Origin of the sequence: Oceanisphaera profunda, assembly GCF_002157895.1 — a bacterium.
Lineage (GTDB): Bacteria > Pseudomonadota > Gammaproteobacteria > Enterobacterales > Aeromonadaceae > Oceanimonas > Oceanimonas profunda.
On record NZ_CP021377.1, the window covers coordinates 1,435,077 to 1,455,791 of the forward strand.

Below are 20,715 nucleotides of genomic sequence, written 5' to 3' on the forward strand. Positions count from 1 at the left end.
CTGAAAGTTACCTTAGCGAAGCTGACTTGGGAGATGGATTTTTGATAAACACGAGAGAAAAGATTAACCACATCAACACAAGCTATTGATAAAGTTAATAAAACAAATAAAAATTCATTGGTGTGGGTTTGACAATCACAGACCAATCATGAACCAACCGCTTTTGCTTTGTTAACGAAAGTGTGACATCTGTCATAAAAAAACCCTCCGAGCGGAGGGTCTTGTGAGAGCGTTGGCACGCCTAGGTCGGCGGCCTTTCAGTCTATAACGTTAGAACTCTGCGTTGTGATAGACGTTTTGTACGTCGTCTACGTCGTTCAGCAGATCGAGAAAGCGCTCCATGAGAGCTACATCTTCACCGGCCAGCTCAATGGTGTTTTGTGCAAGGTACTGAATGCTGTCTACTTCAAAATCTAAATCTGGGTAAGCTTCCAACAGTGCTTGTTTGGTTTTGGAGTATTCGGTTTGTGGGGCGAATACGGTGATCATGCCCTCTTCGGATTCCACATCAGTTACGTCCACATCGGCGGTCATTAACACTTCAAGAATGGCGTCTTCATCGTCACCGGCAAAGGCCAAAATAGCGCAATGGTCGAACATGTGGCCTACGGTGCCCGAGGTTCCGATTTTGGCTTTCACTTTGTTAAAACACACCCGTACGTCACCGATAGTACGGTTAGGGTTATCGGTTAAGCAGTCCACTATCACTAAGCAGTTGCCGGGGCCAAAGCCTTCGTAACGGGCGGGTGAAAAGTCTTCACCGGCGCCGCTGGTGGCTTTTTGTAGCGCTTTTTCAATAACATGAGCCGGTACTTGATCTTTTTTAGCCCGATCAATCAAACCACGTAAGCTGAGGTTACCATCAGGATCGGCACCGCCAGATTTAGCGACCACGTAAATTTCGCGGCCGTATTTGCTGTAGATTTTGCTCTTAGCATTCGCGGTTTTGGAGATGGAATCTTTGCGGTTTTCGTAGGCTCTGCCCATGAGGTGCTCTCGTTAGTGGTCTGTTCGTCAAAAGTGGGCAAATTTTACACCCAGCAGCGCGCCAAATCTATCGTAAAGCTTAAGCGTACAGCTAAGTTCTGTGCTCTTTTGCCGTCATACTGGACTTGATCCAGTATCTCGCCCTTATGCCTTAAAAATTAAAACGAGATCCTGACTTACGTCAGGATGACGGCATCAAGATACATACCGCTCTGGGATGAACTTGTGCATAGGATGGCGCTGCGCACCATTTCGCGGCTAAAGCACGCGACTACCGCAAAGCAACAGCTTTGCTGCAGCATTCAGATATTGGTGCCGCTGTAAACCCCGCCCTTGTTCAGCTTGGCCCTTACCCATAATGCTTTTATCTTGGCCTTATCTCTTTCAGATCTGATCACTATTTTTCCTTCACTTGTCCGTGTCTTCCGTGGCAGATAGGGGTTAGTTACTAAAATTTAGAGCGAGATCCTGATGTGCATCAGGAAGACGGCATCAAGATAAACACCGTCTTGGGCTAGCTCGGCGCTGCTGTTAATATCCCGCAAATTCTTCGCTGCGTACTTGCTCTTCATCCACGCCAGCTTTGCTGAGCATATCTTTCATGGCCGCCACCAACGCTGGCGGGCCATCCAGATAATACATAGGCGCGTTAAGGTCGGTGAGATGACGCTTTAGCATGGCGTGATCAACATAGCCTTGCTCGCCAGACCAAGCAGAGTCTGGCTGACTCATGGTCGCGATTAAGGTGATGTTCGCGCTATTAATGCAGGCTTTAGTCAACTCATCCAAAAAGGCGGCGTCTTGGGGTCGGCGATTGGCATAAAATACCGTGATTGGCTGCGGGTTGGAGGCTTGCTGATGATGGATGGCGTGCAACAGCATGCTGCGTACCGGTGTTACGCCTATGCCGCCGGTAATAAATACTACCGACCGTTTACGTTGCTCGGGCAGCACAAAGTCGCCATAGGGGCCTTTCATTACTAGCTCGCTACCCGGTTCAAGCTGACTCAATACTTGTTTAAAGGCGCTATCTCGAATGCGGGTGGCGATCATTAGCTCGGGTTCATCGGGTGTAGAGGCATAAGAAAAGTAGCGGCTGTTGCCTTCGTCATCGGTTTTCGGCGGGTCGATTAAGGTAAATTGCGCGCACTGGCCGGCTTTAAAACTAAAGCCGGCGGGCTTTTTAAAATAAAAGGCCAAGGTGCCCTCGGCCACAGTTTGTTTACGCACTAGCTGTAATTGATACTTAGCCATGATGTTCGCCTCCGTTATCAACTTACTTTCTGCTGCACTTTCTACTTCAGTCTCTGCCTCGCGCTCCTAACTGCGTGCTGAGCGCTTGGTGTTAATTCTTAGTTTAGGCCTAAGCAGAGCCTTTATACTTCCACATTCAGCGCCAATGTGGCTTCTTCGTCGTCGCTCTGATAACGCTGGCGGATCACATTGATACGCCGACTCATGCCTGAGTTAGCACCTACCCAGCATACTTCACCTTCGCGCATGCCCAGCCATGCCTCAAAGGCGGCTTGGCGACGTGCCCGCTCTCGGTCTTGGTGGCGAGGCCGAATGGCCACATAAGGCTGCACCGCCGTAATTTGCGCAATACTCGGCCGACGTGCCTTATCGGCCGCCGCCGCTTCTGTGCTGGGCGCGGCGGCATTGGGGGCTAGCGTAGGTAAAATAATCGGTATTGCCATGGCCTGCCCTCTCTTTGTTGTACGTATGTGGTACCTAGCTTGTGTACCTAGTTTATTTACATAACTTGCTGAGCTAAGTATTAGCTTAGCCTTTGTCGCTCTGCGCGATTGTTGTTACTTCCACCTCGCAGGATTATTTAAACCTATCCAGCTACGCTGGCCCGCCGAAGTCCTCTTTGCCAAAGAGACGGGCGGCTATAAAAGCAGAGATTTGTGTGGCGGTATTATCAGGGTGCGAGATAAAGGCCGCGTGCGATGCTTTAGGCTCTATATATTGCTGGCGATTGGTTGCCGCCAATAGCGCCCCAACTAACGGAATGGCTTTGTGGGGCACCAGACCATCAAGCCGGCCATATAAACGCAAATAGGGCACACTAAGCTCGGCAAGTTGGCCGCGCAAATCTACTTCGGCTAATAAGCGCAAGCCTGCTGCTAAGGCGGTAGGATCTGGGCTGGGTTTAGTATTAAGGCTGTCACGTAATTGGCGCACATCGGTTTTGGCGTGCTCGCTGCCCATGGCTTGCAGTGCTAAAAAGCGCTTTATCACCATTTCATGATCGGCACTTAACTGTTCGGCAAAGGCGGTTAGCACCTCAGGCTTAATGCCCGGCCAATCATCTTTGGCCACAAAGCACGGCGAGCTGGCCAAGGTCAGTAATTTTGTCACTCTGCTCGGCGCTTGTAACGCCGCTTGGGTGGCAATTAAACCGCCCAGTGACCAACCTAACCAAGCGGCCTGTTGTGGCACTACATTCAATACCGCCTGTGACCAATCGTTAAGGGAGGCTCCATTGGCCAAGGGCTGACTGTGGCCAAAGCCGGGCAAGTCAACTAAATGCAGACAAAAGTCCGCTTCCAGCCGCTCGACTAACGGCTGCCACACGGCGCCATTCATGCCCCAGCCATGCAGCAGCACCAGGTCCGGCCCTTGGCCACGACTTTCTAGGTATACACTCATTACACCACTCCTATGGCTGACGATAAGTTGTGAGGGCTTATGATAAAACGGCAGGTCACGCGCTTATACTCTTACTTACCCTCTCGCCTACGCTCTTATTCACACTCTCAACTACAACTGGGCGCACTGTGGTGGGGTCAATGTTTGCTGTGCCGCCACGATTGCCAGCAGCAGGCGCTGATTTGTCAGCAGTGCCGCGATGAACTGCCACAGCTTAGTCATCCTTGTACCCAATGTGCCTTTCCGCTCACGCTGGACGATGCCCACTGCGGCCGCTGTCAGCGCTATCCTCAGCCCTGGCAGCGCATGCGCGTATTAGCGGATTTTGAGCCGCCCTTTAGTGGTTTGATCCACGGTTTAAAATATCATCATCAAACGCTAAACGGCCGCTTGTTAGGTCAACTATTAGCGCAGCAGGTAAGCCCGCCCTACCCCGAAGTGATATTACCGGTGCCTTTGCATTGGTGGCGGCAACTGCGCCGTGGCTATAATCAGGCCTTTGAGATTGCGCTGGGCGTGCAGAATGTGTTGCCTATTCTGATTGATAATCACAGCCTAAAACGACGGCGGCACACCGCCACCCAAACTCAGCTCACCCGCATTCAGCGACAAAAAAACCTGCATCAGGCTTTTACGGCTCGCTCATTACCTTATCGGCATGTAGCACTGCTGGATGATGTGATCACCACTGGCAGCACCATGAAAGAGCTCACCCAGCTGTTACATCAGCAAGGCGTAGAGGTGGTAGAAGTGTGGGCACTTTGCCGCACGCTGGACCATTAGCTGTGACGCAGGGCGCATTAATTGGGATGAGGAGCGCTTAACTGTCAGCCTGCTGTCACTATTCAAGCGTGCGCAACAAGAGTATGATAAAACTTGAGTCATTTAGTCAGGTTTACGAGGTTAGCGATGATTACGATTTCCGAAACCGCCCAGGAACATTTCTGCAAGTTGCTATCTCAGCAGCCAGAAGGCACCAACATTCGAGTGTTTGTGGTTAATCCGGGCACCCCTAACGCCGAATGTGGCGTTTCTTATTGCCCACCGGACGCGGTTGAGCACGATGATTTGCATCTGCCCTATACCGGTTTTGAGGCAGTGGTCGATAAACAAAGCGTATCTTTTTTACAAGATGCCGAAATTGACTTCGTTAGCGATCAAATGGGCTCGCAACTAACGCTAAAAGCGCCGAACGCTAAAATGGCGCAAGTGCCGAATGATGCGCCGTTAGCGGACCGCGTTGAGTACTTGTTGCAGTCGCAAATCAACCCAGGTTTAGCCAGCCATGGCGGCCAAGTAGTATTAACCGAAATTACCCCCGAAGGCTTAGCCATTTTGCAGTTTGGCGGCGGTTGTAACGGTTGTTCTATGATTGATGTGACGCTGAAAGACGGTATTGAAAAGCAGCTGCTTGAGCAGTTTGCCGGCGAAATTACTGGCGTGCGCGATGCTACCGACCACGAGCGTGGCGAGCACTCTTACTATTAATTAAAGCAGCGCCCAGCGCCGAGCACCAAGCGCCTAGCAAGCAAAAAGGGAACCTAAACGGTTCCCTTTTTTATGCGTCGGTATTTTTAGCTCGGTGCTGGGCGCTAGGCGCTGCTTTTGTCATTCCGCTTTTCTATCTCGGCTAAGCAAGGAAATGGCCGCTTCTTTGGCATTTTTACCTTGATACAGCACTTGATAGACTTGCTCGCAGATGGGCATTTCAATGCCGTGGCGCTGGGCTAACTGCTGAACTTCCGCCGCATTGCGATAGCCTTCCACCACTTGGCCGATGTCGGCCATGGCGGTTTGCACGTCTTTGCCTTGGCCTAATGCCAAACCAAAACGGCGATTGCGTGACTGATTATCGGTACAGGTTAGTACCAAGTCACCCAAACCGGCCATGCCCATAAAGGTGTCTTGCTCCGCGCCCAAAGCCACGCCTAAGCGCTGCAACTCAGCCAAACCACGGGTGATGAGTGCCGTGCGCGCATTAGCGCCAAAGCCTAAGCCGTCGGCCAAGCCTGCGCCAATGGCAATCACGTTTTTCACCGCGCCACCGAGCTGCAGCCCTATCATGTCATCGTTTAAATAAACGCGAAACGAGCGGCCACAGTGCAATAAATCGCCGAGCTCTCTAGCAAAGTCGTCGTCGGTGGCCGCCAAAGAAATCGCCGTGGGTAAGCCCATGGCTAATTCTTTGGCAAAGGTGGGCCCAGATAACACCGCCAACGGTACCTGCTCGCCGAGAATATCCCGCGCCACCACTTGCAGTAGATCACCGGTGTTGGGATCCAAACCTTTGGTGGCCCACGCCACGCGGCTGTCGGGCCGTAAAAATGGCTGTATTTGCTTTAATACATCAGCAAACACATGGCTGGGCACCACGATAAGCAAGTCACGACTGGCCTGCACCGCCAGTTGTAAATCGGCGGTGGGGATTAAGCTGTCAGGAAAAATAGCGTCCGGCAAAAACACCTTGTTGCAGCGATCGGCGGCAAGGGTCGCTACTTGCTCGGCTCTGTGGCTCCACAACAAGGTTTTATGGCCATTGCGCGCAAGGGCAATGGCCAAAGCGGTACCGTAAGAGCCGGCACCCAATACTGAGATGGCGGCATCTTTATGCATTAGGCATCCGCCTGCTGTGGTTGCTGCTGTTGCTCTTGAGCACGCTGTACGTGAGCGGCAAACAAGGCATCAAAGTTAACCGGTGCCAAGTTAAGCTGCGGGAAAGAACCACGGCCCACTAAGCTACCCACAGTTTCACGGGCATACGGGAACAGAATATTCGGGCAGAAAGCACCTAAACAATGAGCCAGCTGCTGCTCTTCCATATTACCAATGGTGAAAATACCGGCCTGCTGGATTTCGCACAGATAAGCGGTTTCGTTTTCGCCCAGCTCACAGGTGACGGTCAGCGTTAAGATAACTTCGAAGATGTTGTCCGCTAAACGCGAGCTTTTGGTGTCTAAATCCAATTTAACTTCTGGCTTCCATTCTTTTTGGAATACCAGTGGCGTAGCCGGGGCTTCAAAAGACACGTCTTTCAAATAAATGCGTTGGATTTGAAATTCAACTTGATTCTGGGTTTGCGCTTCAGTCGCGGCGCCATTTACTGCTTCAGTCATGAAGATATCCTTATATAAGACGTGAAAAGATTAGCGTTTAGCAACCGGCAGATTTTGGGTGCGCCAGTCCGCCATGCCGCCACGCAAGGTGTGAACCTGCGTGAATTCCGCTTTGGTTAAGATACGGCCAATGCTGGAGGTGGTCATGCCGGTTTCACAGACCAAAATAAGCGGCTTTTGCTGATATTTTTGAATTAGGCTCAAGTCATTCGCTTTAAGCTGGCTGGCCGGCACGTTAATGGCGCCCGTAATATGGCCTTTGCGAAACTCTTCGGCGGCGCGTACGTCTACGACCACAGCATCTTGCTTATTGATCAGCAGTACGGCTTGTTGGGCCGGTATGATTTGTACTTTGCTCAGCTTAGCCATTACTGTCATCACGACAATCGCTGCCACTAAACCAAACCAAGCCACGACCAGTAGGGTGTTGTTTGCGAAAAAATCCAGATACTCTTGCATGCGATTACTTCTTGTAGAGTCAAAATACGGAAAAAACCGAGTATACATGGGGTATCGGCAAATAACAGCAGCCCGCTTATGATAACTATTGTCATTGTGAGCTCGTGCTAAACTTTGGCCATCTATGCCGCTATTTGGCTAGAGTCTAAAACCGCAATTGTAGTAACATGCGCCCACTGCTTTTCTGTAACGGCATCTCGAATCAATAACAACATAGGGTTTACACTATGAACTCAACCAAAAAGCCTCTGGTACTCATCATTATGGATGGCTGGGGCTATAGTGAAAGAACCGAGAATAACGCTATTCACGCCGCTCACACGCCAGTGCTCGATGGTTTGCTGCAAGACTACCCTTCTATGCTGATTTCTACCTCGGGTTACGACGTAGGCCTGCCTGATGGGCAAATGGGCAACTCGGAAGTTGGCCACGTGAATATTGGTGCTGGGCGCATTGTGTATCAAGACTTTACCCGCATTGGTCACGCTATTAGCAGCGGTGAATTCTTTCGTAATCCTGCGCTCACCAATGCGGTAGACGGAGCCGTGGCACAGGGCAAAGCCGTGCATATTATGGGTTTGCTGTCTGACGGTGGCGTACATAGCCACGAAGACCAAATTGCCACCATGATAAAAATGGCCGCCGATCGCGGTGCTGAACAAATTTATCTGCATGCCTTTCTTGATGGCCGCGACGTGGCGCCGCGCTCCGCACACGCCCCCTTAGAGCGTTTTACGGCGTTATTCTCTGAGCTGGGCAAGGGTCGTTTGGCCACTATTATTGGCCGCTATTTTGCCATGGATCGGGATAATCGCTGGGAGCGTGTGCAAGTCGCCTATGACTTGCTCACCCAAGGCAAAGCGCAGTTTAATGCCGATAATGGCTTAGATGGTTTGCAAGACGCTTATGAACGCGGCGAGAACGATGAATTTATTACCGCCACCACTATTGGTGAGCCGGTAGCCATTCAAGATGGCGATGCGGTAATCTTTATGAACTACCGAGCCGACCGCGCTCGCGAGCTAACCCGCGCCTTCGTTGAAGATGACTTTAGTCACTTTGAGCGCCAAGTACGCCCGGCTCTTAGCAACTTTGTGATGCTGACCGAATATGCCGCTGACATTAAAACTGCGTGTGCTTATCCGCCAGAAGCGCTGCCAAACACTTTGGGTGAATGGTTAGCCGATCACGATAAAACGCAGCTGCGTATTTCTGAAACAGAAAAATATGCTCACGTGACCTTCTTCTTTAATGGCGGCCGTGAAGCCTGCTTTAAAGGCGAGCAAAGAGTGATGATCCCAAGCCCGGCCGTGGCCACCTATGACTTGCAGCCAGAAATGAACTCGGCGTTAGTCACCGATAAACTGGTGGAGGCCATTAAAAGCCAAGAGTTTGATGTGATAATTTGTAATTATCCAAACGGCGACATGGTGGGTCATACCGGCGTATTTGAAGCGGCAGTTAAAGCCTGTGAAGCCATAGATATAGCGGTGGGCCGCGTGGTAACCGCACTGAAAGAAGTGGGTGGCGAGGCCTTAATTACTGCGGATCACGGTAATGCGGAGCAAATGGTGAATCCCATCACCGGCCAAGTGCAAACTGCGCACACCAACTTACCGGTGCCGCTGATTTACGTGGGCCGCGATGCCACGCCGGTCGCCAAAGGGCGCTTGTCTGATTTAGCGCCCACCATGCTGCATTTACTTGGTATGGAGATCCCTGAGCAAATGACTGGTAAGCCTTTGATGGTTCTGAAATAATCGAGTCTATGGGCAAAAAGCGACGGTTCGCCACCTTAGTATTGTTAAGTACCGGTCTGATGGCCGGTACTTTCGCATGGGCAAACGACAGCAAAGAGCTGAAAAACGTTAAAAGCCAGATCAGCAGCCAGCAGCAGGACGTACAGCAGCATAAAAAGCAGCTCAAACAACTGCAGCAACAGTTGGCCAATGATGAAAAAGCCATTTCTAATCAAGCCCGTCAGCTGAATGAAACTCAGCAACAGCTCAAAAGCAATGAGAGCGCATTAGCGCAATTAGATGCAGAGCATGCGCGGCTGAATAAACAAGCGGAGCAGCAAAAGCAGCTATTGGCTGAGCAATTGCGCGCCTCTTACCAGAATGGTCGTCATGACTATCTGAAGCTGCTGCTCAATGGCCAAGACAGCACCGAAATCGACCGTTTACTGCATTATTACGCCCACTTAAACCAAGTGCGTGCCGAGGCCCTGCAGCAACTGGCCCTCACCGCCAAGCAACTAACAGAAAACCGCCGCCAAGCAGAGCAAAGTCGCCATCAGCTTAATGAGCTGTTAGCGCAACAGCAAAGCGAGCAAGAAAAACTTAAAGAACAGCAAAGCAAACGCAGTGCAACCGCCAAGCAGCTCAATAGCACCCTCGACAAAAGTAACCAGCGACTGGCGAGCTTGCAGCAGTCTGCCAATAATCTCGAACAGCAAATTAAAGCCGCCATCGCCAAGGCTGCTCGTGAGCAAGCGGCCCGAGAAAAGGCCGAGCGTGAAGCTCGAGCTAAAGCTGCACGAGAAGCCAAAGCCCGCGCTGAGCGCGAAGCCCGTGAGCTGGCCGCCCGTGCAGAGCGTGACCGAGCCGCAGGCCGCGAGCCCAGTCGCCCCAGCGAAGTGGCTCCTCGGCCGTCTTCCGGCAGAAAGCCGGTGGTGGCTAAAACCAGCGGTAACTTTGCCGGTTTAAGAAAAGGCACGCTGCCTTGGCCCCTCAAAGGCCAGCTGGTGCACCGCTTTGGCGGCGCGCGTACCAGTCAATTAGCTTGGAAAGGCGTCTTAATTGGCGCGCCTATTGGCCGTGAAGTAACGTCTATCGCTAGTGGTCAGGTGGTGTATGCCGATTGGCTCAGCGGGTTTGGCATGGTGATGGTGATTGACCACGGTAAAGGCTACCTGAGCTTGTATGGTCATAACCAATCTCTACTGCGCAACCCTGGCGACAAAGTGGCCGCCGGCCAACCCATTGCCCTGAGTGGCGAAAGTGGCGGCCAAGAGCAGTCTGGTCTGTACTTTGAAATTCGCTACCAAGGCACCGCCATCAATCCGCTACCCTGGTTGAAGTCGTGATTCAGCGCCGAGCGCCGAGCTAAAAAACAAACCTAATACTTACATCCATGCCTCGGCATGGATGTTTGCTTTTGGCCGTCCTTCTGATGCACATCAGGATCTCGTTTTAGGCCTTAGTACATAAGAACGAGATACTGGGGCGAGCCCAGTATGACGGCAAAGAGCTGGGTGCTCGGCGCTACTAGCCCGTTGCTATTTCCAGCTCGCTAATCAACCACATCGCTTCTGTTTTAGAACTGCCACAGACATCATTCATGGCTTTAAAACTGGCGCACACCGCTGGCCGTTCTGGCTGGCCAAAGATGGCACAGCGCATATCCGCCATTAAATGCAGACAGGGCTCGCCGGCGGGTTTGCCCTCGGGCATACCCGGTAAAGGCCCACTGATGCTGGGTGCGATGCAACAAGCACCGCAATTGCTACGACATTCCATTCATGATCTCTATTTTGCAGGGTTAATCAGCGAGGCCAACGCCGACACATGCTGGTCGCTTACACCCAGCTCGTGCAATGCACGTTCAAGGTTAAGCAAATACTCACTGTTATCGCCGCTAGGCCCATGAGCCTTGGCGATTTGCTCAGCCATCTGCACTAACGGCGCTTCACCCAAAAAGGCGGCATTGTCTGGTGTGGCTAAGTAAATAAGCCCTTCTACCGCACTTGTGGCTGTAAAATGAATCGGCACTAATTCTCGTAAGTAGCCGTTTTTCTCGCGCACATCAAGCTGTGCTAATACCGCCGGCGTAATGCGATAAGCCATACCATCACAACGTGCCCCCCTCTCCGACACCAGCGTTACCACGCGACCGGGGGCGCTCGGCGTGCCTCTATGATCATGGGAGCCTTGCCAAAAACGCCGGCTCCAATCAAAAATCCAAGCGGGCTTTCGCTCCAAATAAGCAAAGTCCGCTTTCCAGATCAATGAGCCATAACCAAACAGCCAAAAAGAGTCATGCTGATCAAAGTGTGTCATCCGGCCATTATGGCCACGAGTATCGAATGTCATGAATACCTTTACATATACCGTGAGGGGTAAGGCGTGAATGGTGAGGAGAGAAAACCAGCACAGTCGTTATCTTATCAATGTACCTAGCTCGATATTATCAACAAGGTGTTTAGGCCGCGTTCTCATTTGACGCTTCGGCTGCATTAGCTACCTTTATAGTATTTGAAGTAACTACTTGTGAGGTAACGACTTATGATGCATTACTTGCTACGAGATGATCAATGGGAGCGCATCGAAGAACTGCTCCCGGGTAAAGCTAGCGATAGAGGCGTGACAGCACTCGATAATCGCAAATTTGTTGAAGCGGTACTTTGGATTGCTCGAACTGGCGCACCTTGGCGGGATTTACCTGATTTTTATGGGCATTGGCACCGCGTTTACGTCCGATATAGTCGTTGGTCTCACAAAGGCGTCTGGCTCACGATAATGGAGGAGTTATCCAAGGAAGCTGATTTTGAGCAACTCATGAGCGACGGTAGTATCGTTCGTGTCCATCAACATGGGGCGGCTAAAAAAAAGAGCAAGATGCAGAAGCCATGGGGAAGTCTAGAGGTGGACTAACGACTAAAATCCATGCTGCCGTTGACGCTTTAGGCAACCCCGTGCGCTTACTGTTAACCCTAGGGCTGGCCTCAGAATATGATCAAGCAGAGGCATTATTGGATGGTTTTACGCCTAGCCAGGTCTTGGCTGACAAGGGTTATGATTCAGATGCGTTTGTTGAAAGTATTCAAAGTGTTGGAGCAGAAGCGGTGATACCCTCAAGAAGAAATCGATTGGAGCCAAGGCCGTTGGATCGTCATGTTTATAAAGATCGCAACTTGGTTGAGCGTTTCTTCCAAAAGTTGAAGCAATTTCGTCGTATAGCAACTAGGTACGAACGACTGGCAAAAAATTACCAGTCAATGTTGAGCCTCGTGTCAGCCGTTATCTGGCTGGCATAATTGAGAACGCACCCTAGGGATTTTTAAGATTAATGGCGGGGTGGCAAACGTGCAGCGTTTGAAGGTAGGAGAAGCGTAGCGCCGACTTCATCCAGTATGTCCACTCCGCCATCATTCTATATTAAGCGTAAGCCTTTGTTCTAAAAAGATTTGACGTGGCCAGCTAGTTCCGCGGATTTTACGTCAATCGAGATCAACTACGTGGTCACGGTCACAAAAACCTTACAAATTCAGATGCAAAATTTGATCTATATGAGTCTGACGCGCACAGTATAAATCATGGCCAAGTGACAAGGAAATACCGTGCCGGCGATAGTAAAAGTACGTGCATCAGACCGTATGGAACTGCATCCTGCCGCCCTTGCAGCATATGAATGGTGCAGCATTTACCCCCGCTGGGTTAATGCATCCGTTTTGCCTGAGTCTTTGATATCAGAACTCAGCGGGTAACTATTCAGCTTCCGACTTGGCGTAAAAAATGCTCGGAAGCTGATCGTTGAATAATAACGTCAAGGCTGAGCTCGCTGACACGGACTGTTTTCGACACGTCGAGAGATAGCTCCTGATTAAACAGAACATCTCAGCACCTTGCATACTTCTAAAACAGCCGGATATCTTTTGCTGAACTTTGGTCATCCGGATGTCATTCTCACCCTGATTATTGGTAAACGGCACCATTACGTCAGACACCATAAAGCGCAAGACATCATCTTGATAGTCCCGTAATCGCTCTAATAATGCCCGTGATTTGGTGCGTTTTAGCCGCCCTCGTTGGCCCTTTTTTCGAGTGCTTTCATCTGGTGGCGGACAATGGGTATCGCCCCTCGCTAAGATGCCCTGATACTCTTTTATATACTGCTGCTGGCTGAGCCCGTCTAACGCGCCCTCATCAATTTGCTGTTTATTTATCGTTTTTAATAAGGTTTGCAGCGCTTTGGCCCATTCCATGCCGTCCTGCTCCCAAGCACGCTCAAGTTCGCGCAGATGATGCGCATTGCACAAGGCATGCTCACATTGCGTGTATTGGTAATACGGTTTCCAATGGTCATGACACAACACACCGGTAAAATAAGGTAAAACACCCGCCTCATCCATGGCGAGCTTCCCTCTGTTTTTATGCGGGTAAAAATACGTCCACTGAGTGGTCGATGCACCATGAAGCCAATGGCGTACGCCATCCACATTGATGCCCGTTTCATCGACGTGCAGTAACGGCGACTGCGCTAAGGCGTGCTGGATGGCATCTTGCGCACCTGATGAACGCACTAATGTTGCGGCTTGCTCATTGAAGTTAAATAAGCTGCCCGCACTGAGGGGGATACCGAGTTGATCGTTAAAGTACTCTTCAATGCGGTTGTAAGGGAGTAGCTGATATTGAGATAAGTACACAGCATGGGCTTTCAGACCGGCGCCATATTGCACAGGGCGAGTTACACCGTGAGGAAACTGTCCCATGAAACGGATACCGTGCTCGTCTTCAAGGATCTGAGCTTGATACTCGGTGACGACTTTACTGATATCGATATCAACCACTTGGCGCTTTTGAAAGCCAACTTCGTGGTACCGGCCTTTCGGCAAGGAATCTCGCTCCACATATATGATATTGATTTCATCAGGGGAGTCGGTTTGTAACAGGGTTTTTCCGATGCGGCCAGGCTGACCACCGGGCTTCAATTCAGAGCCGGGAGTGGGGGATTTCTTGCGATTCGTGTCTTGAGAAGGAGGAATGCTGCTGTTTTTACTATTAAGGCCAAATTTTTGAGCCAACAACGTGACGATCATCAAAATGAGCTCAATCGACATTTTGAGAGAAGGCGTAATCGTTTTGTCTGCCATCAGTTGCTTTCGTGTTTGCTCAACAACGTCTTGGATATTGATGTCTTTTAAGTTCATTATGCACGGAGTTAGCTGGCTTAGGACTAGCATGACAGACTGACAGGATCGGTCAAATGATCCTGAAAAAATAGTTGAGAAAAGGGATAATTTTCTCAACTTCGATTTCTAAGCTGAATAGTTACCTCAGCAGGGAAACTCTCCATGGAGTAATGCAGGAAGAAGATGATGATGATTCTTCGGACAAGAAGAAATCACCGCGCACGTTTCAGCTTTTTGCACCGCTGTGGCCAGTGCTAATTTGGCCATCGAATAAGCCTCCAATCGGCACTCAACTGATCTCCTACCTTGAGCATCACATAACTACCTCAGAGATAGAAAAAGCAGCCTGGAGATCGGTGATATCTTCTTTGATACAGTCAGTAGATCCGGATCGCCTGTCATAGATCAGAGATACACTGGCTGCTCATATGCCAGTGCTATTACATCAGGAGTTTTTGGGAGCTGACAAGCTTACGGACCGTATGCTCGCATCATGGACAGGCAGGGCCCATAATACGCTGATGACGCAGCGCAAGCAGCGGCGGCGTCGAGAACAGAAAACCAAAGCCAGCATCCCCAGCTCAACATCCGATGTGATTTCAGAGCTCAGCAAACTGTTGAGTCCGCCACATGACTGATCTGAATCCATTTGCCGCCCGACGGGAATACCTCAGTAAAATCATTGCCCCACCGTCACCGCCAACAGCTCACCGGAAAATCGTCTTTCTGCGCTTTGCACAAGTGTGCTCTCCCATGCTGACTCAGTTTCAGCAGCACCTACCACTATTTTCCGAACACATGGAACAGCGCTTACAGGCACTGGCTCAATTGCCCATGCCTGATACCAGCACTTATCAGCAGACTTTTGTTTGGATAAAAAATCAGAAATTGCTGACGGAAGCACCCTATGCAGCGGCGCTATGCGCCCCCTTGCACAAAGTAGACGATGCCGAAAAGTTTGAAGAATGGCTTGGGGTGATCCTGCTGTGCTGCTGTCAGGTCCATATTCTGGGACATCAAAATTCAGGGATTGACTCGGCCTTACGGTAAATCCGGCAAATCGCCACCAGCGCCAAACATGCGCCGTTACTGCAGTTTTTGCCAAGAGCGACCAGCACCGATTCTCTGATCGACCTCGGTGAAGAGCTGGAAGTACGTAAGCTGAAATATCCGGACTAGTAAGCTGGATAAGGAGCGGGGCTATCTGTCCGTCGTCATCCGTAATGCAGCGCATCAGATCGAGGGTATTGTTCGCAAGCGCAGGGTAAACCTGACCTTCGAGCGACCAGAAGTCATCACCACCGTACCCCTGGAGCCTGCAGAGGAATCAGGTTTTGATGTTCAGCTACTTCAGCTCACTCCGGAAACGCCAGATAGTCAGCAGGCCGATGAGCCAGCCCGAATTACTCCTGGCAACACGCTAAGGGTTAAGGATCCACTAAAACGCAAGAAAGCGCTGGTTGTGGGTCAGCGTCTGGCAGAGCAGCTCTCCAGCCGCCAGCAATCGCTGCCTTGCAGTTACACTCAAGCCAGCGAGTGGGACATTCAACATCTGGTGCTGCATTGTCTGAAACAGCTTAAGGAGCGGGATGTACTGGCCGGCTGGATGCTGCTGGCTCTGGTCACAGGGCGAGATCCCAACTGGCTTCATGAGCGAGCCAATCAGGAGCAACTGCTGGGGATAGTCGAAAATCATCCCTGCCTTCGGCTCACTCATCACGTTCCGGCAAGCAAGCAACCGAATGAGCTGAACCCGATACTGCCGGCAGTATCGGACCACTTTTTTCGCCCCCTGCCCATCCAACTGCACGACTGGGTTGCACGATTTTATCCATCCATGAGCCCACCGACTCCCGGTGAAATGCGAGAGTGGTTGAAATCGATAAATGAGGTATACAAAACCAGGCTGACACCAGGCCTGATAGTGCGATATCTGGAACACTGGTTACTCAATCAGGGGACGGACAGGGCTATCATTGCCCTACTTCGAGGAGAGTCCCATAAATCCCGTCCCGCGTTGTCATACAGTCACCTGTCGCAAGATGATGCGCTCTAGCACCACACCCAGTACGTCAACGCCCTTTTTTCCATAGCTGAGCAAAGACCTGGGCTCCCCATTCGAGCTCAAAAAGACAATAACCTGGGCAGCCGGTTATATGTGCCATCAGAGATACTGCAACATATATTCAGCATGCTGGCAGGAGCCATCGAACCCGAAGCTGACATCAGGGCCTTTCATAATCGCTATGTCTATTACGTCTGGGCGCTGCTGACTTTCTCGACAGGTCACCGGGACGTAACTGCCCCGATGGGCAAACTGGGTGATTTCAATCCCTATCAGCGCACCTGGTGGATCTCGGATAAAGAAAGAAGGCATGGTCTGTCAGCAAGGACGCTGGTGATCCCTGCTACCGCCGCCAGGCAGGTAGAGCTCTATCTGGAGCACCTACGCCAGCTAAGTATTTATTAGCCGCTTTCAGGCTCCGGACCTTACAGCGCGTTGCCAGCACCTTGCCTTCCCTGGGCCAAAACTGGGCTCGTCACCACCTGCGCTCAGAATTGGCAAGACAGCAAGTTAATCCAGAGCTTATCGACTTCTGGATGGGCCACGAGGAAATGGGGGAAGAAGCTATGGGACGACACAGTTTTGTGAGCATGGGGGAATGTCGCGAGTTGGCAGAAGTGATTGAATCCATAATAAAAAAACATCAGATTAAGGCGCTTCCCGGATGGACAATCCGCTGATCCGTCCTCCATCCCAGCCAGCACTGATGACCATGCAGGGAAGAGAACATCGTCAGGCCAAGCGTCAGCAGCGGGATGCGCAGACCCTGCGTGCTGCCATGGCCATTTTCAGAAAGCATCTGCCAGGCATGATGCAAATCCCTCCTATCGATACTGACTTTGATAAGGCCTGGCCGCAAATCGATACACTGTTACAGCAGGAGCTGAAGAGTGAAGGGGCCTACCGGTACGCCTACAGCTTTATCTGCAAACAATTGGAAATCGGTAATCGCCAAGGGATTTGGTCGGTACAGGTACCGGATCCTTACATCACATTACGTCGCCGCCGGCCTTCCCGTACCTTGCGCTGGCAGCATAGCTCCCACCTGATTGCTGAAGCCGAACATCACTGGTTTGAGCGTTTGCAGGAGGAGACAGATGATCCTGATGTATTGTTTGCACGGCTGTTACTGTCGATGGTGCTCTATGGCGGCCTCGGCCGACTGGCACTCTGGCCTGCACTGGCTCAGGCACTACACCAGCCTCGTCCGCTGAGGGGCAATAATGAGACTTGCTGGCTGGTGCTGGAGCCAGCACCTGGCCGAGGCCAGCCCAGCAACTTATATGTAGATGATCCAGACACCAACGAGCGGTTACCTCATTGCGAAGCGCTCTATGCGCCTGATCCGATCAGCCTGGGACTATTGAGGCAGTTTCTAAAACACACACCCAGAGACTGGCAGCCGCCGACTTCTCCGGAGCAGTGCCTGTTCTTGCTAAAGCAAGAGCTTGGCATTAACTGCTCGCTCACTCAGCTAGCCACCGGCAGACAACCCAGCGCCAGCCTGCAATACGACTACTGGCAGCGGTTGTTACGCCCGGCTCTGCTGACTTGTAATGAGCACGACTTTCATCGCTTTACCCGCTTCCCGAAACTCACTCCCCGTCCAGTCGGCAAGCCGGTTGGGCGACGCTCACAGCCTTATCTGCTGACCCGATTACGAGAAGTTTTTCAGCAAGACCGAGCCCGCCCAAAAAGCAAACGCACCGTCATTGAAGAGCTAGAGGTGATCAGTAATGAAAGGCTGCTGTTGCCCGAGGCAACGCTGGTTAACTGGCTGATCAATCACCTCGCAGAGCGTGACAATGCCGTCTCGACCGCAAAGCGTTATTTTGATGCCATTGCGGCCGACTGGCTGGTTATTCATCAGGAACAACAGGCATGGCAGCAATAAAACCGAAGCCGGACTGCGCAAAGTCCCCTGTTTCCTTTATTGACAGCTGAAGAAGCCGATGTGATTCGCCATTACCTGAGCGAGAAGCGCATTAAAAGCAAAAGTGACAATGAGCTGTTCTTTCACCAAACAGTTGAAAACAAATTTGAGCAACTGGATATCACTCCACTTTCGCTGGCGGTGAACACCATATTGAAAGATCTGAGCGGAGGTCTCTACTTCCGCCTCTACCATCTGCGACACAGTGCGCTTTCACGCCTGCAACTGTTGCTGCACACCGATCAACTGCGCCTGCCGACATGCGTCGATGCACTGCTTCCCTATGATGATCCCAAGCGCCAGGAGGTCCGAACCCTCGTTACAGGGCACGGACGCTTGCGAGACAGGTATCATGCACTGGCGGCCTTTTCTGGCCACAGCAGCCCCGAAATCAGCCTCAGTACTTACCTGCATTTCACCGATCTGCTGCTGGGGTTGTATTTACAGCAACACCGCCGCGAACTCACCAGCAATCAGGCACAGGTGCTGCTGGGTTTGCGACCCCACCGTATCCGTCTGCGTCACAGGGGAAAACAAGTAATTACGCCGGCCAACACAGCTGGCTTTTTACGCAAGCGACTGAATCGCTATATTCGACCCGCTCCCTCGCCCAGAGCCTCACGCGCCGCAAGCATTGACGCATCATTACAACCAGTAAAACAACGTCAATACGAACCCATGCTGGCGGTACTGAGCAAAATTCAGGCCGGCTATGATCACCGGGAAATCGCCTGGTTTTATCAGCTGAGTACCGAGCAGATAGAAGAGTGGCATCAAAGCGCCCTGGCGCTGCGGGACTTGACCACCGACAAACAGCTGCCCCGACTGTTTCCCCGCAGCCGACGGCATCAGTTGCTACCACCCGAGCCAGTCGGCGTGGCAGAGAAGCGAGATGTGGCCAAAGCGCTGGCTGATTGTAGAAAACTCTATCAATCTCCTCAGGAGCGTGACGAATTACGCTGGCTGATCCGCTATACCCTGACTCACTTTAACAGCTCACGCTCTGGCATTCGCTTCGATGACCCGAGCACCTTTCAACGCTTTATGGCCATTGCCTGCCAATTGTTTGACTGGCCCCGTTGGCGGCTCTCGTTGCGCTATACCGATAAAAAACTATCAAACAATGGTGCTACGGCTCGCTTGCCATTCAGGGCTACCCCATGAAACAACAAGCCCGGTTTAGTAAAGGCTCGGGCTGGCTTAACCTGCGCCATCGGGAAGAAGAACAGCGACGGAATGATGACAAGTCCAGCTACTCGTCTCACAGCCTGCGCATTCTGCTGCATCGGCTCGCCATCATTCTATTTACTGCCGATGAGATTGCATCCTGGCAGACGCCAACCAATCACGCCTCAACAGAGCCGTCACGGCGCATATGAACCAGAAACGTACTGATCAAAAAAGCGGGCTGCCCGTCGGATAACCCGCTTATTGCTGACGATGTCCTCCCTTACCCCAACCGCTTGTAAAGCTGTTCATCCCGAGGAGACTTGGCATACCAGTAATACCCCGGCACCCGAGAGAAGGCACTTTTCCAGTTGAATACATCGGCCGACAGCCGGTCACTCATGCGCACCACATTGGCCACCTGATAAGGGTCAGCGTACTTCCCAGTCTTGGCGGTGAGGCAAGCGCTCAGGGCCTCGAATAGTTGAGGAGAATACGCTCTGAGCTGCTCCAGCGGACGGGCCAGCACCATAAAATTATAGGCATCATGCTGACCGCATACACCGGATGGCTCGTTGTAATACAAGTGGATTTTGCCAATGTCGTGCAAAAGGCCACCAATAAAAGCCACCCAGGAAGAACGCTGCCCCAACCGGTATTGGGTGCACAACATGGCGGCTGTCATCGCCACCTCATGACTGTGCGCCAGCAAGCCTCCAGACTGATCATGATGGTGTCGATGACTGGCCTTGCTCTGGCAAAAAGCCCTCATGATGCCTTCGTCGGTCAATACATCCAGCAAGAAAGACTGCAATGCTTTATCGCCAATGTAAGCCAGCATGCTCCACATATCCAGTAACAGCTCCCGCTGCTCTTCAGGCAGCCAGGCCAGCTGACGTTCCAGTTGCTGCTTACCCACCATCACCGGCAGTGCCTGTACCGGACCAAGCTGACATTGTTCATCCTGGCCGTTCAGTTCAGCCAGCACCCACTGCCCTTCTGGGCATACTCCTTGCATCTGCCAGGGGAACAGTAACAGGGAGCAGTCCCACGCCGGTTCGCTGAACTGCCACGACGCCAGCGCGCCATCATTAAACAACTGGCTGGCCCACAGCAACTTGGGCCGGTGATGCGTCATTACCATGGGGTTCATGCTTCGTCCTCCAGTTCGAACTCTTCATCCAGCAGCGATTCAAAGGCCGCACCGTCCCGACCAACCAGGTTGGGGATATAGCGGGAGTAAACCCGAAACAGCATGCTGGTGTTGGCATGCCCCAGCTGGCGAGCAATCCATTCCGGACTTCCTCCTGCCGCCAGCCACAGGGTGGCCGCCGTATGCCGGCTCTGGTACGGATTGCGTTTGGGCGGCTCCAGCCATTCCAGTAGGGGATACCACACCCGGCGGGTGACATTGCGATGATTC

23 protein-coding genes are annotated in these 20,715 nt (G+C 51.7%); 11 read left to right on the forward strand and 12 right to left on the reverse strand.

All coding sequences use genetic code 11. The features are described from left to right. Positions 1 to 270: 270 nt before the first annotated feature. The 4 genes from CBP31_RS06225 to bioH all read right to left on the reverse strand — a co-directional run bounded on the left by CBP31_RS06225 (position 271) and on the right by bioH (position 3,642). Positions 271 to 987: a YebC/PmpR family DNA-binding transcriptional regulator gene (locus CBP31_RS06225; protein ID WP_087035518.1), complete on the reverse strand. Its 717-nt coding sequence runs from the start codon at positions 985 to 987 to the stop codon at positions 271 to 273. A gap of 531 nt (positions 988 to 1,518) precedes the next feature. Beyond that, complete coding sequence (locus tag CBP31_RS06230; protein ID WP_087035520.1) at positions 1,519 to 2,241, reverse strand: ferredoxin--NADP reductase; 723 nt, start codon at positions 2,239 to 2,241, stop codon at positions 1,519 to 1,521. A gap of 122 nt (positions 2,242 to 2,363) precedes the next feature. Then, positions 2,364 to 2,684: a hypothetical protein gene (locus CBP31_RS06235; protein ID WP_087035522.1), complete on the reverse strand. Its 321-nt coding sequence runs from the start codon at positions 2,682 to 2,684 to the stop codon at positions 2,364 to 2,366. A gap of 151 nt (positions 2,685 to 2,835) precedes the next feature. Further along, entirely contained in the window at positions 2,836 to 3,642 is an 807-nt protein-coding gene (bioH, locus tag CBP31_RS06240; protein WP_087035524.1) for a pimeloyl-ACP methyl ester esterase BioH, read from the reverse strand. 39 nt (positions 3,643 to 3,681) lie between these two features. Here bioH and CBP31_RS06245 point away from each other — a divergent pair, with 39 nt between their 5' ends. Beyond that, complete coding sequence (locus CBP31_RS06245) at positions 3,682 to 4,425, forward strand: ComF family protein (protein WP_151898791.1); 744 nt, start codon at positions 3,682 to 3,684, stop codon at positions 4,423 to 4,425. 126 nt (positions 4,426 to 4,551) lie between these two features. Next, positions 4,552 to 5,130 (forward strand): Fe-S biogenesis protein NfuA, encoded by a 579-nt coding sequence (gene nfuA / locus CBP31_RS06250; protein WP_087035526.1) that lies wholly within the window; start codon positions 4,552 to 4,554, stop codon positions 5,128 to 5,130. 120 nt (positions 5,131 to 5,250) lie between these two features. On the opposite strand, the gene gpsA is transcribed toward nfuA, so the two are convergent. Genes gpsA through CBP31_RS06265 form a run of 3 tightly spaced genes read right to left on the reverse strand, consistent with a single transcriptional unit; the run spans position 5,251 to position 7,214 of the window. Next, the gene (gene gpsA, locus CBP31_RS06255; protein ID WP_087035528.1) at positions 5,251 to 6,255 is read right to left on the reverse strand and encodes an NAD(P)H-dependent glycerol-3-phosphate dehydrogenase; all 1,005 of its coding nucleotides are present in this window, start codon (positions 6,253 to 6,255) and stop codon (positions 5,251 to 5,253) included. After that, positions 6,255 to 6,755 (reverse strand): protein-export chaperone SecB, encoded by a 501-nt coding sequence (gene secB, locus CBP31_RS06260; protein WP_087035530.1) that lies wholly within the window; start codon positions 6,753 to 6,755, stop codon positions 6,255 to 6,257. Before secB ends, gpsA begins: the two co-directional genes overlap by 1 nt. 30 nt (positions 6,756 to 6,785) lie before the next feature. Beyond that, positions 6,786 to 7,214 carry a rhodanese-like domain-containing protein gene (locus CBP31_RS06265; protein WP_087035532.1) on the reverse strand — a complete coding sequence of 143 codons (429 nt, stop codon included), beginning with the start codon at positions 7,212 to 7,214 and terminating at the stop codon, positions 6,786 to 6,788. Between the two features lie 227 nt (positions 7,215 to 7,441). Between CBP31_RS06265 and gpmM the strand changes: the two genes are divergently transcribed. Together gpmM and CBP31_RS06275 are read left to right on the forward strand one after the other, a co-directional pair. Then, positions 7,442 to 8,974: a 2,3-bisphosphoglycerate-independent phosphoglycerate mutase gene (gene gpmM, locus CBP31_RS06270; RefSeq protein ID WP_087035534.1), complete on the forward strand. Its 1,533-nt coding sequence runs from the start codon at positions 7,442 to 7,444 to the stop codon at positions 8,972 to 8,974. Between the two features lie 8 nt (positions 8,975 to 8,982). Beyond that, positions 8,983 to 10,302 (forward strand): murein hydrolase activator EnvC family protein, encoded by a 1,320-nt coding sequence (locus tag CBP31_RS06275; protein ID WP_087035536.1) that lies wholly within the window; start codon positions 8,983 to 8,985, stop codon positions 10,300 to 10,302. Positions 10,303 to 10,483: 181 nt separating this feature from the next. Here the strand turns inward: CBP31_RS06275 and CBP31_RS06280 are convergent, their stop codons facing one another. Beyond that, the gene (locus CBP31_RS06280; protein ID WP_087035538.1) at positions 10,484 to 10,735 is read right to left on the reverse strand and encodes a YkgJ family cysteine cluster protein; all 252 of its coding nucleotides are present in this window, start codon (positions 10,733 to 10,735) and stop codon (positions 10,484 to 10,486) included. 9 nt (positions 10,736 to 10,744) lie between these two features. Further along, positions 10,745 to 11,308 (reverse strand): gamma-glutamylcyclotransferase, encoded by a 564-nt coding sequence (locus CBP31_RS06285; protein ID WP_087035540.1) that lies wholly within the window; start codon positions 11,306 to 11,308, stop codon positions 10,745 to 10,747. A 192-nt stretch (positions 11,309 to 11,500) separates the two neighbouring features. Here CBP31_RS06285 and CBP31_RS06290 point away from each other — a divergent pair. After that, positions 11,501 to 12,252, forward strand: a protein-coding gene (locus CBP31_RS06290; protein ID WP_265414968.1) for an IS5 family transposase whose coding sequence is annotated in 2 segments (ribosomal slippage) — positions 11,501 to 11,839 and positions 11,842 to 12,252 — 750 coding nt in all. Because the reading frame shifts where the segments join, the coding sequence is not laid out codon by codon here. A gap of 450 nt (positions 12,253 to 12,702) precedes the next feature. Here CBP31_RS06290 and tnpC read toward each other — a convergent pair. Beyond that, positions 12,703 to 14,145, reverse strand: coding sequence for an IS66 family transposase (tnpC, locus tag CBP31_RS06295; RefSeq protein ID WP_087035544.1), 1,443 nt, complete (start codon positions 14,143 to 14,145; stop codon positions 12,703 to 12,705). Positions 14,146 to 14,757: 612 nt separating this feature from the next. On the opposite strand from tnpC, the gene CBP31_RS06300 reads away from it, so the two are divergent. From CBP31_RS06300 to CBP31_RS06325, 6 genes are all read left to right on the forward strand, one after another. Then, positions 14,758 to 15,177 (forward strand): hypothetical protein, encoded by a 420-nt coding sequence (locus CBP31_RS06300; RefSeq protein ID WP_151898792.1) that lies wholly within the window; start codon positions 14,758 to 14,760, stop codon positions 15,175 to 15,177. A gap of 412 nt (positions 15,178 to 15,589) precedes the next feature. Further along, positions 15,590 to 16,183 (forward strand): hypothetical protein, encoded by a 594-nt coding sequence (locus CBP31_RS15535; protein ID WP_151898793.1) that lies wholly within the window; start codon positions 15,590 to 15,592, stop codon positions 16,181 to 16,183. A 135-nt stretch (positions 16,184 to 16,318) separates the two neighbouring features. After that, on the forward strand, positions 16,319 to 16,597 hold the full coding sequence (locus CBP31_RS06310; protein ID WP_087035550.1) for a hypothetical protein: 279 nt from the start codon (positions 16,319 to 16,321) through the stop codon (positions 16,595 to 16,597). Positions 16,598 to 16,856: 259 nt separating this feature from the next. Next, a complete protein-coding gene (locus CBP31_RS06315) occupies positions 16,857 to 18,086 on the forward strand; it encodes a hypothetical protein (protein WP_087035552.1) in 1,230 nt (409 codons plus the stop codon). A 39-nt stretch (positions 18,087 to 18,125) separates the two neighbouring features. After that, on the forward strand, positions 18,126 to 19,289 hold the full coding sequence (locus tag CBP31_RS06320) for a hypothetical protein (protein WP_151898794.1): 1,164 nt from the start codon (positions 18,126 to 18,128) through the stop codon (positions 19,287 to 19,289). Further along, complete coding sequence (locus tag CBP31_RS06325) at positions 19,286 to 19,504, forward strand: hypothetical protein (protein ID WP_087035558.1); 219 nt, start codon at positions 19,286 to 19,288, stop codon at positions 19,502 to 19,504. The genes CBP31_RS06320 and CBP31_RS06325 overlap by 4 nt, the downstream gene beginning before the upstream one ends. Positions 19,505 to 19,575: 71 nt before the next feature. Here CBP31_RS06325 and CBP31_RS06330 read toward each other — a convergent pair whose 3' ends face one another. Both CBP31_RS06330 and CBP31_RS15710 read right to left on the reverse strand, forming a co-directional pair. Continuing rightward, positions 19,576 to 20,445, reverse strand: a complete 870-nt coding sequence (locus CBP31_RS06330; RefSeq protein WP_087035561.1) for an HDOD domain-containing protein — start codon at positions 20,443 to 20,445, stop codon at positions 19,576 to 19,578. Continuing rightward, complete coding sequence (locus CBP31_RS15710) at positions 20,442 to 20,690, reverse strand: site-specific integrase (protein ID WP_227875167.1); 249 nt, start codon at positions 20,688 to 20,690, stop codon at positions 20,442 to 20,444. The genes CBP31_RS06330 and CBP31_RS15710 overlap by 4 nt, the downstream gene beginning before the upstream one ends. Between the last annotated feature and the right edge of the window lie 25 nt (positions 20,691 to 20,715).

What these genes read in the sequence shown, in the direction of transcription:
- CBP31_RS06225 (WP_087035518.1), bottom strand. Translation starts at nt 987, where the DNA reads ATGGGCAGAGCCTACGAAAACCGCAAAGATTCCATCTCCAAAACCGCG.
- CBP31_RS06230 (WP_087035520.1), bottom strand. Translation starts at nt 2,241, where the DNA reads ATGGCTAAGTATCAATTACAGCTAGTGCGTAAACAAACTGTGGCCGAG.
- CBP31_RS06235 (WP_087035522.1), bottom strand. Translation starts at nt 2,684, where the DNA reads ATGGCAATACCGATTATTTTACCTACGCTAGCCCCCAATGCCGCCGCG.
- bioH (WP_087035524.1), bottom strand. Translation starts at nt 3,642, where the DNA reads ATGAGTGTATACCTAGAAAGTCGTGGCCAAGGGCCGGACCTGGTGCTG.
- CBP31_RS06245 (WP_151898791.1), top strand. Translation starts at nt 3,682, where the DNA reads ATGATAAAACGGCAGGTCACGCGCTTATACTCTTACTTACCCTCTCGC.
- nfuA (WP_087035526.1), top strand. Translation starts at nt 4,552, where the DNA reads ATGATTACGATTTCCGAAACCGCCCAGGAACATTTCTGCAAGTTGCTA.
- gpsA (WP_087035528.1), bottom strand. Translation starts at nt 6,255, where the DNA reads ATGCATAAAGATGCCGCCATCTCAGTATTGGGTGCCGGCTCTTACGGT.
- secB (WP_087035530.1), bottom strand. Translation starts at nt 6,755, where the DNA reads ATGACTGAAGCAGTAAATGGCGCCGCGACTGAAGCGCAAACCCAGAAT.
- CBP31_RS06265 (WP_087035532.1), bottom strand. Translation starts at nt 7,214, where the DNA reads ATGCAAGAGTATCTGGATTTTTTCGCAAACAACACCCTACTGGTCGTG.
- gpmM (WP_087035534.1), top strand. Translation starts at nt 7,442, where the DNA reads ATGAACTCAACCAAAAAGCCTCTGGTACTCATCATTATGGATGGCTGG.
- CBP31_RS06275 (WP_087035536.1), top strand. Translation starts at nt 8,983, where the DNA reads ATGGGCAAAAAGCGACGGTTCGCCACCTTAGTATTGTTAAGTACCGGT.
- CBP31_RS06280 (WP_087035538.1), bottom strand. Translation starts at nt 10,735, where the DNA reads ATGGAATGTCGTAGCAATTGCGGTGCTTGTTGCATCGCACCCAGCATC.
- CBP31_RS06285 (WP_087035540.1), bottom strand. Translation starts at nt 11,308, where the DNA reads ATGACATTCGATACTCGTGGCCATAATGGCCGGATGACACACTTTGAT.
- tnpC (WP_087035544.1), bottom strand. Translation starts at nt 14,145, where the DNA reads ATGAACTTAAAAGACATCAATATCCAAGACGTTGTTGAGCAAACACGA.
- CBP31_RS06300 (WP_151898792.1), top strand. Translation starts at nt 14,758, where the DNA reads ATGACTGATCTGAATCCATTTGCCGCCCGACGGGAATACCTCAGTAAA.
- CBP31_RS06310 (WP_087035550.1), top strand. Translation starts at nt 16,319, where the DNA reads ATGCTGGCAGGAGCCATCGAACCCGAAGCTGACATCAGGGCCTTTCAT.
- CBP31_RS06315 (WP_087035552.1), top strand. Translation starts at nt 16,857, where the DNA reads ATGGACAATCCGCTGATCCGTCCTCCATCCCAGCCAGCACTGATGACC.
- CBP31_RS06325 (WP_087035558.1), top strand. Translation starts at nt 19,286, where the DNA reads ATGAAACAACAAGCCCGGTTTAGTAAAGGCTCGGGCTGGCTTAACCTG.
- CBP31_RS06330 (WP_087035561.1), bottom strand. Translation starts at nt 20,445, where the DNA reads ATGAACCCCATGGTAATGACGCATCACCGGCCCAAGTTGCTGTGGGCC.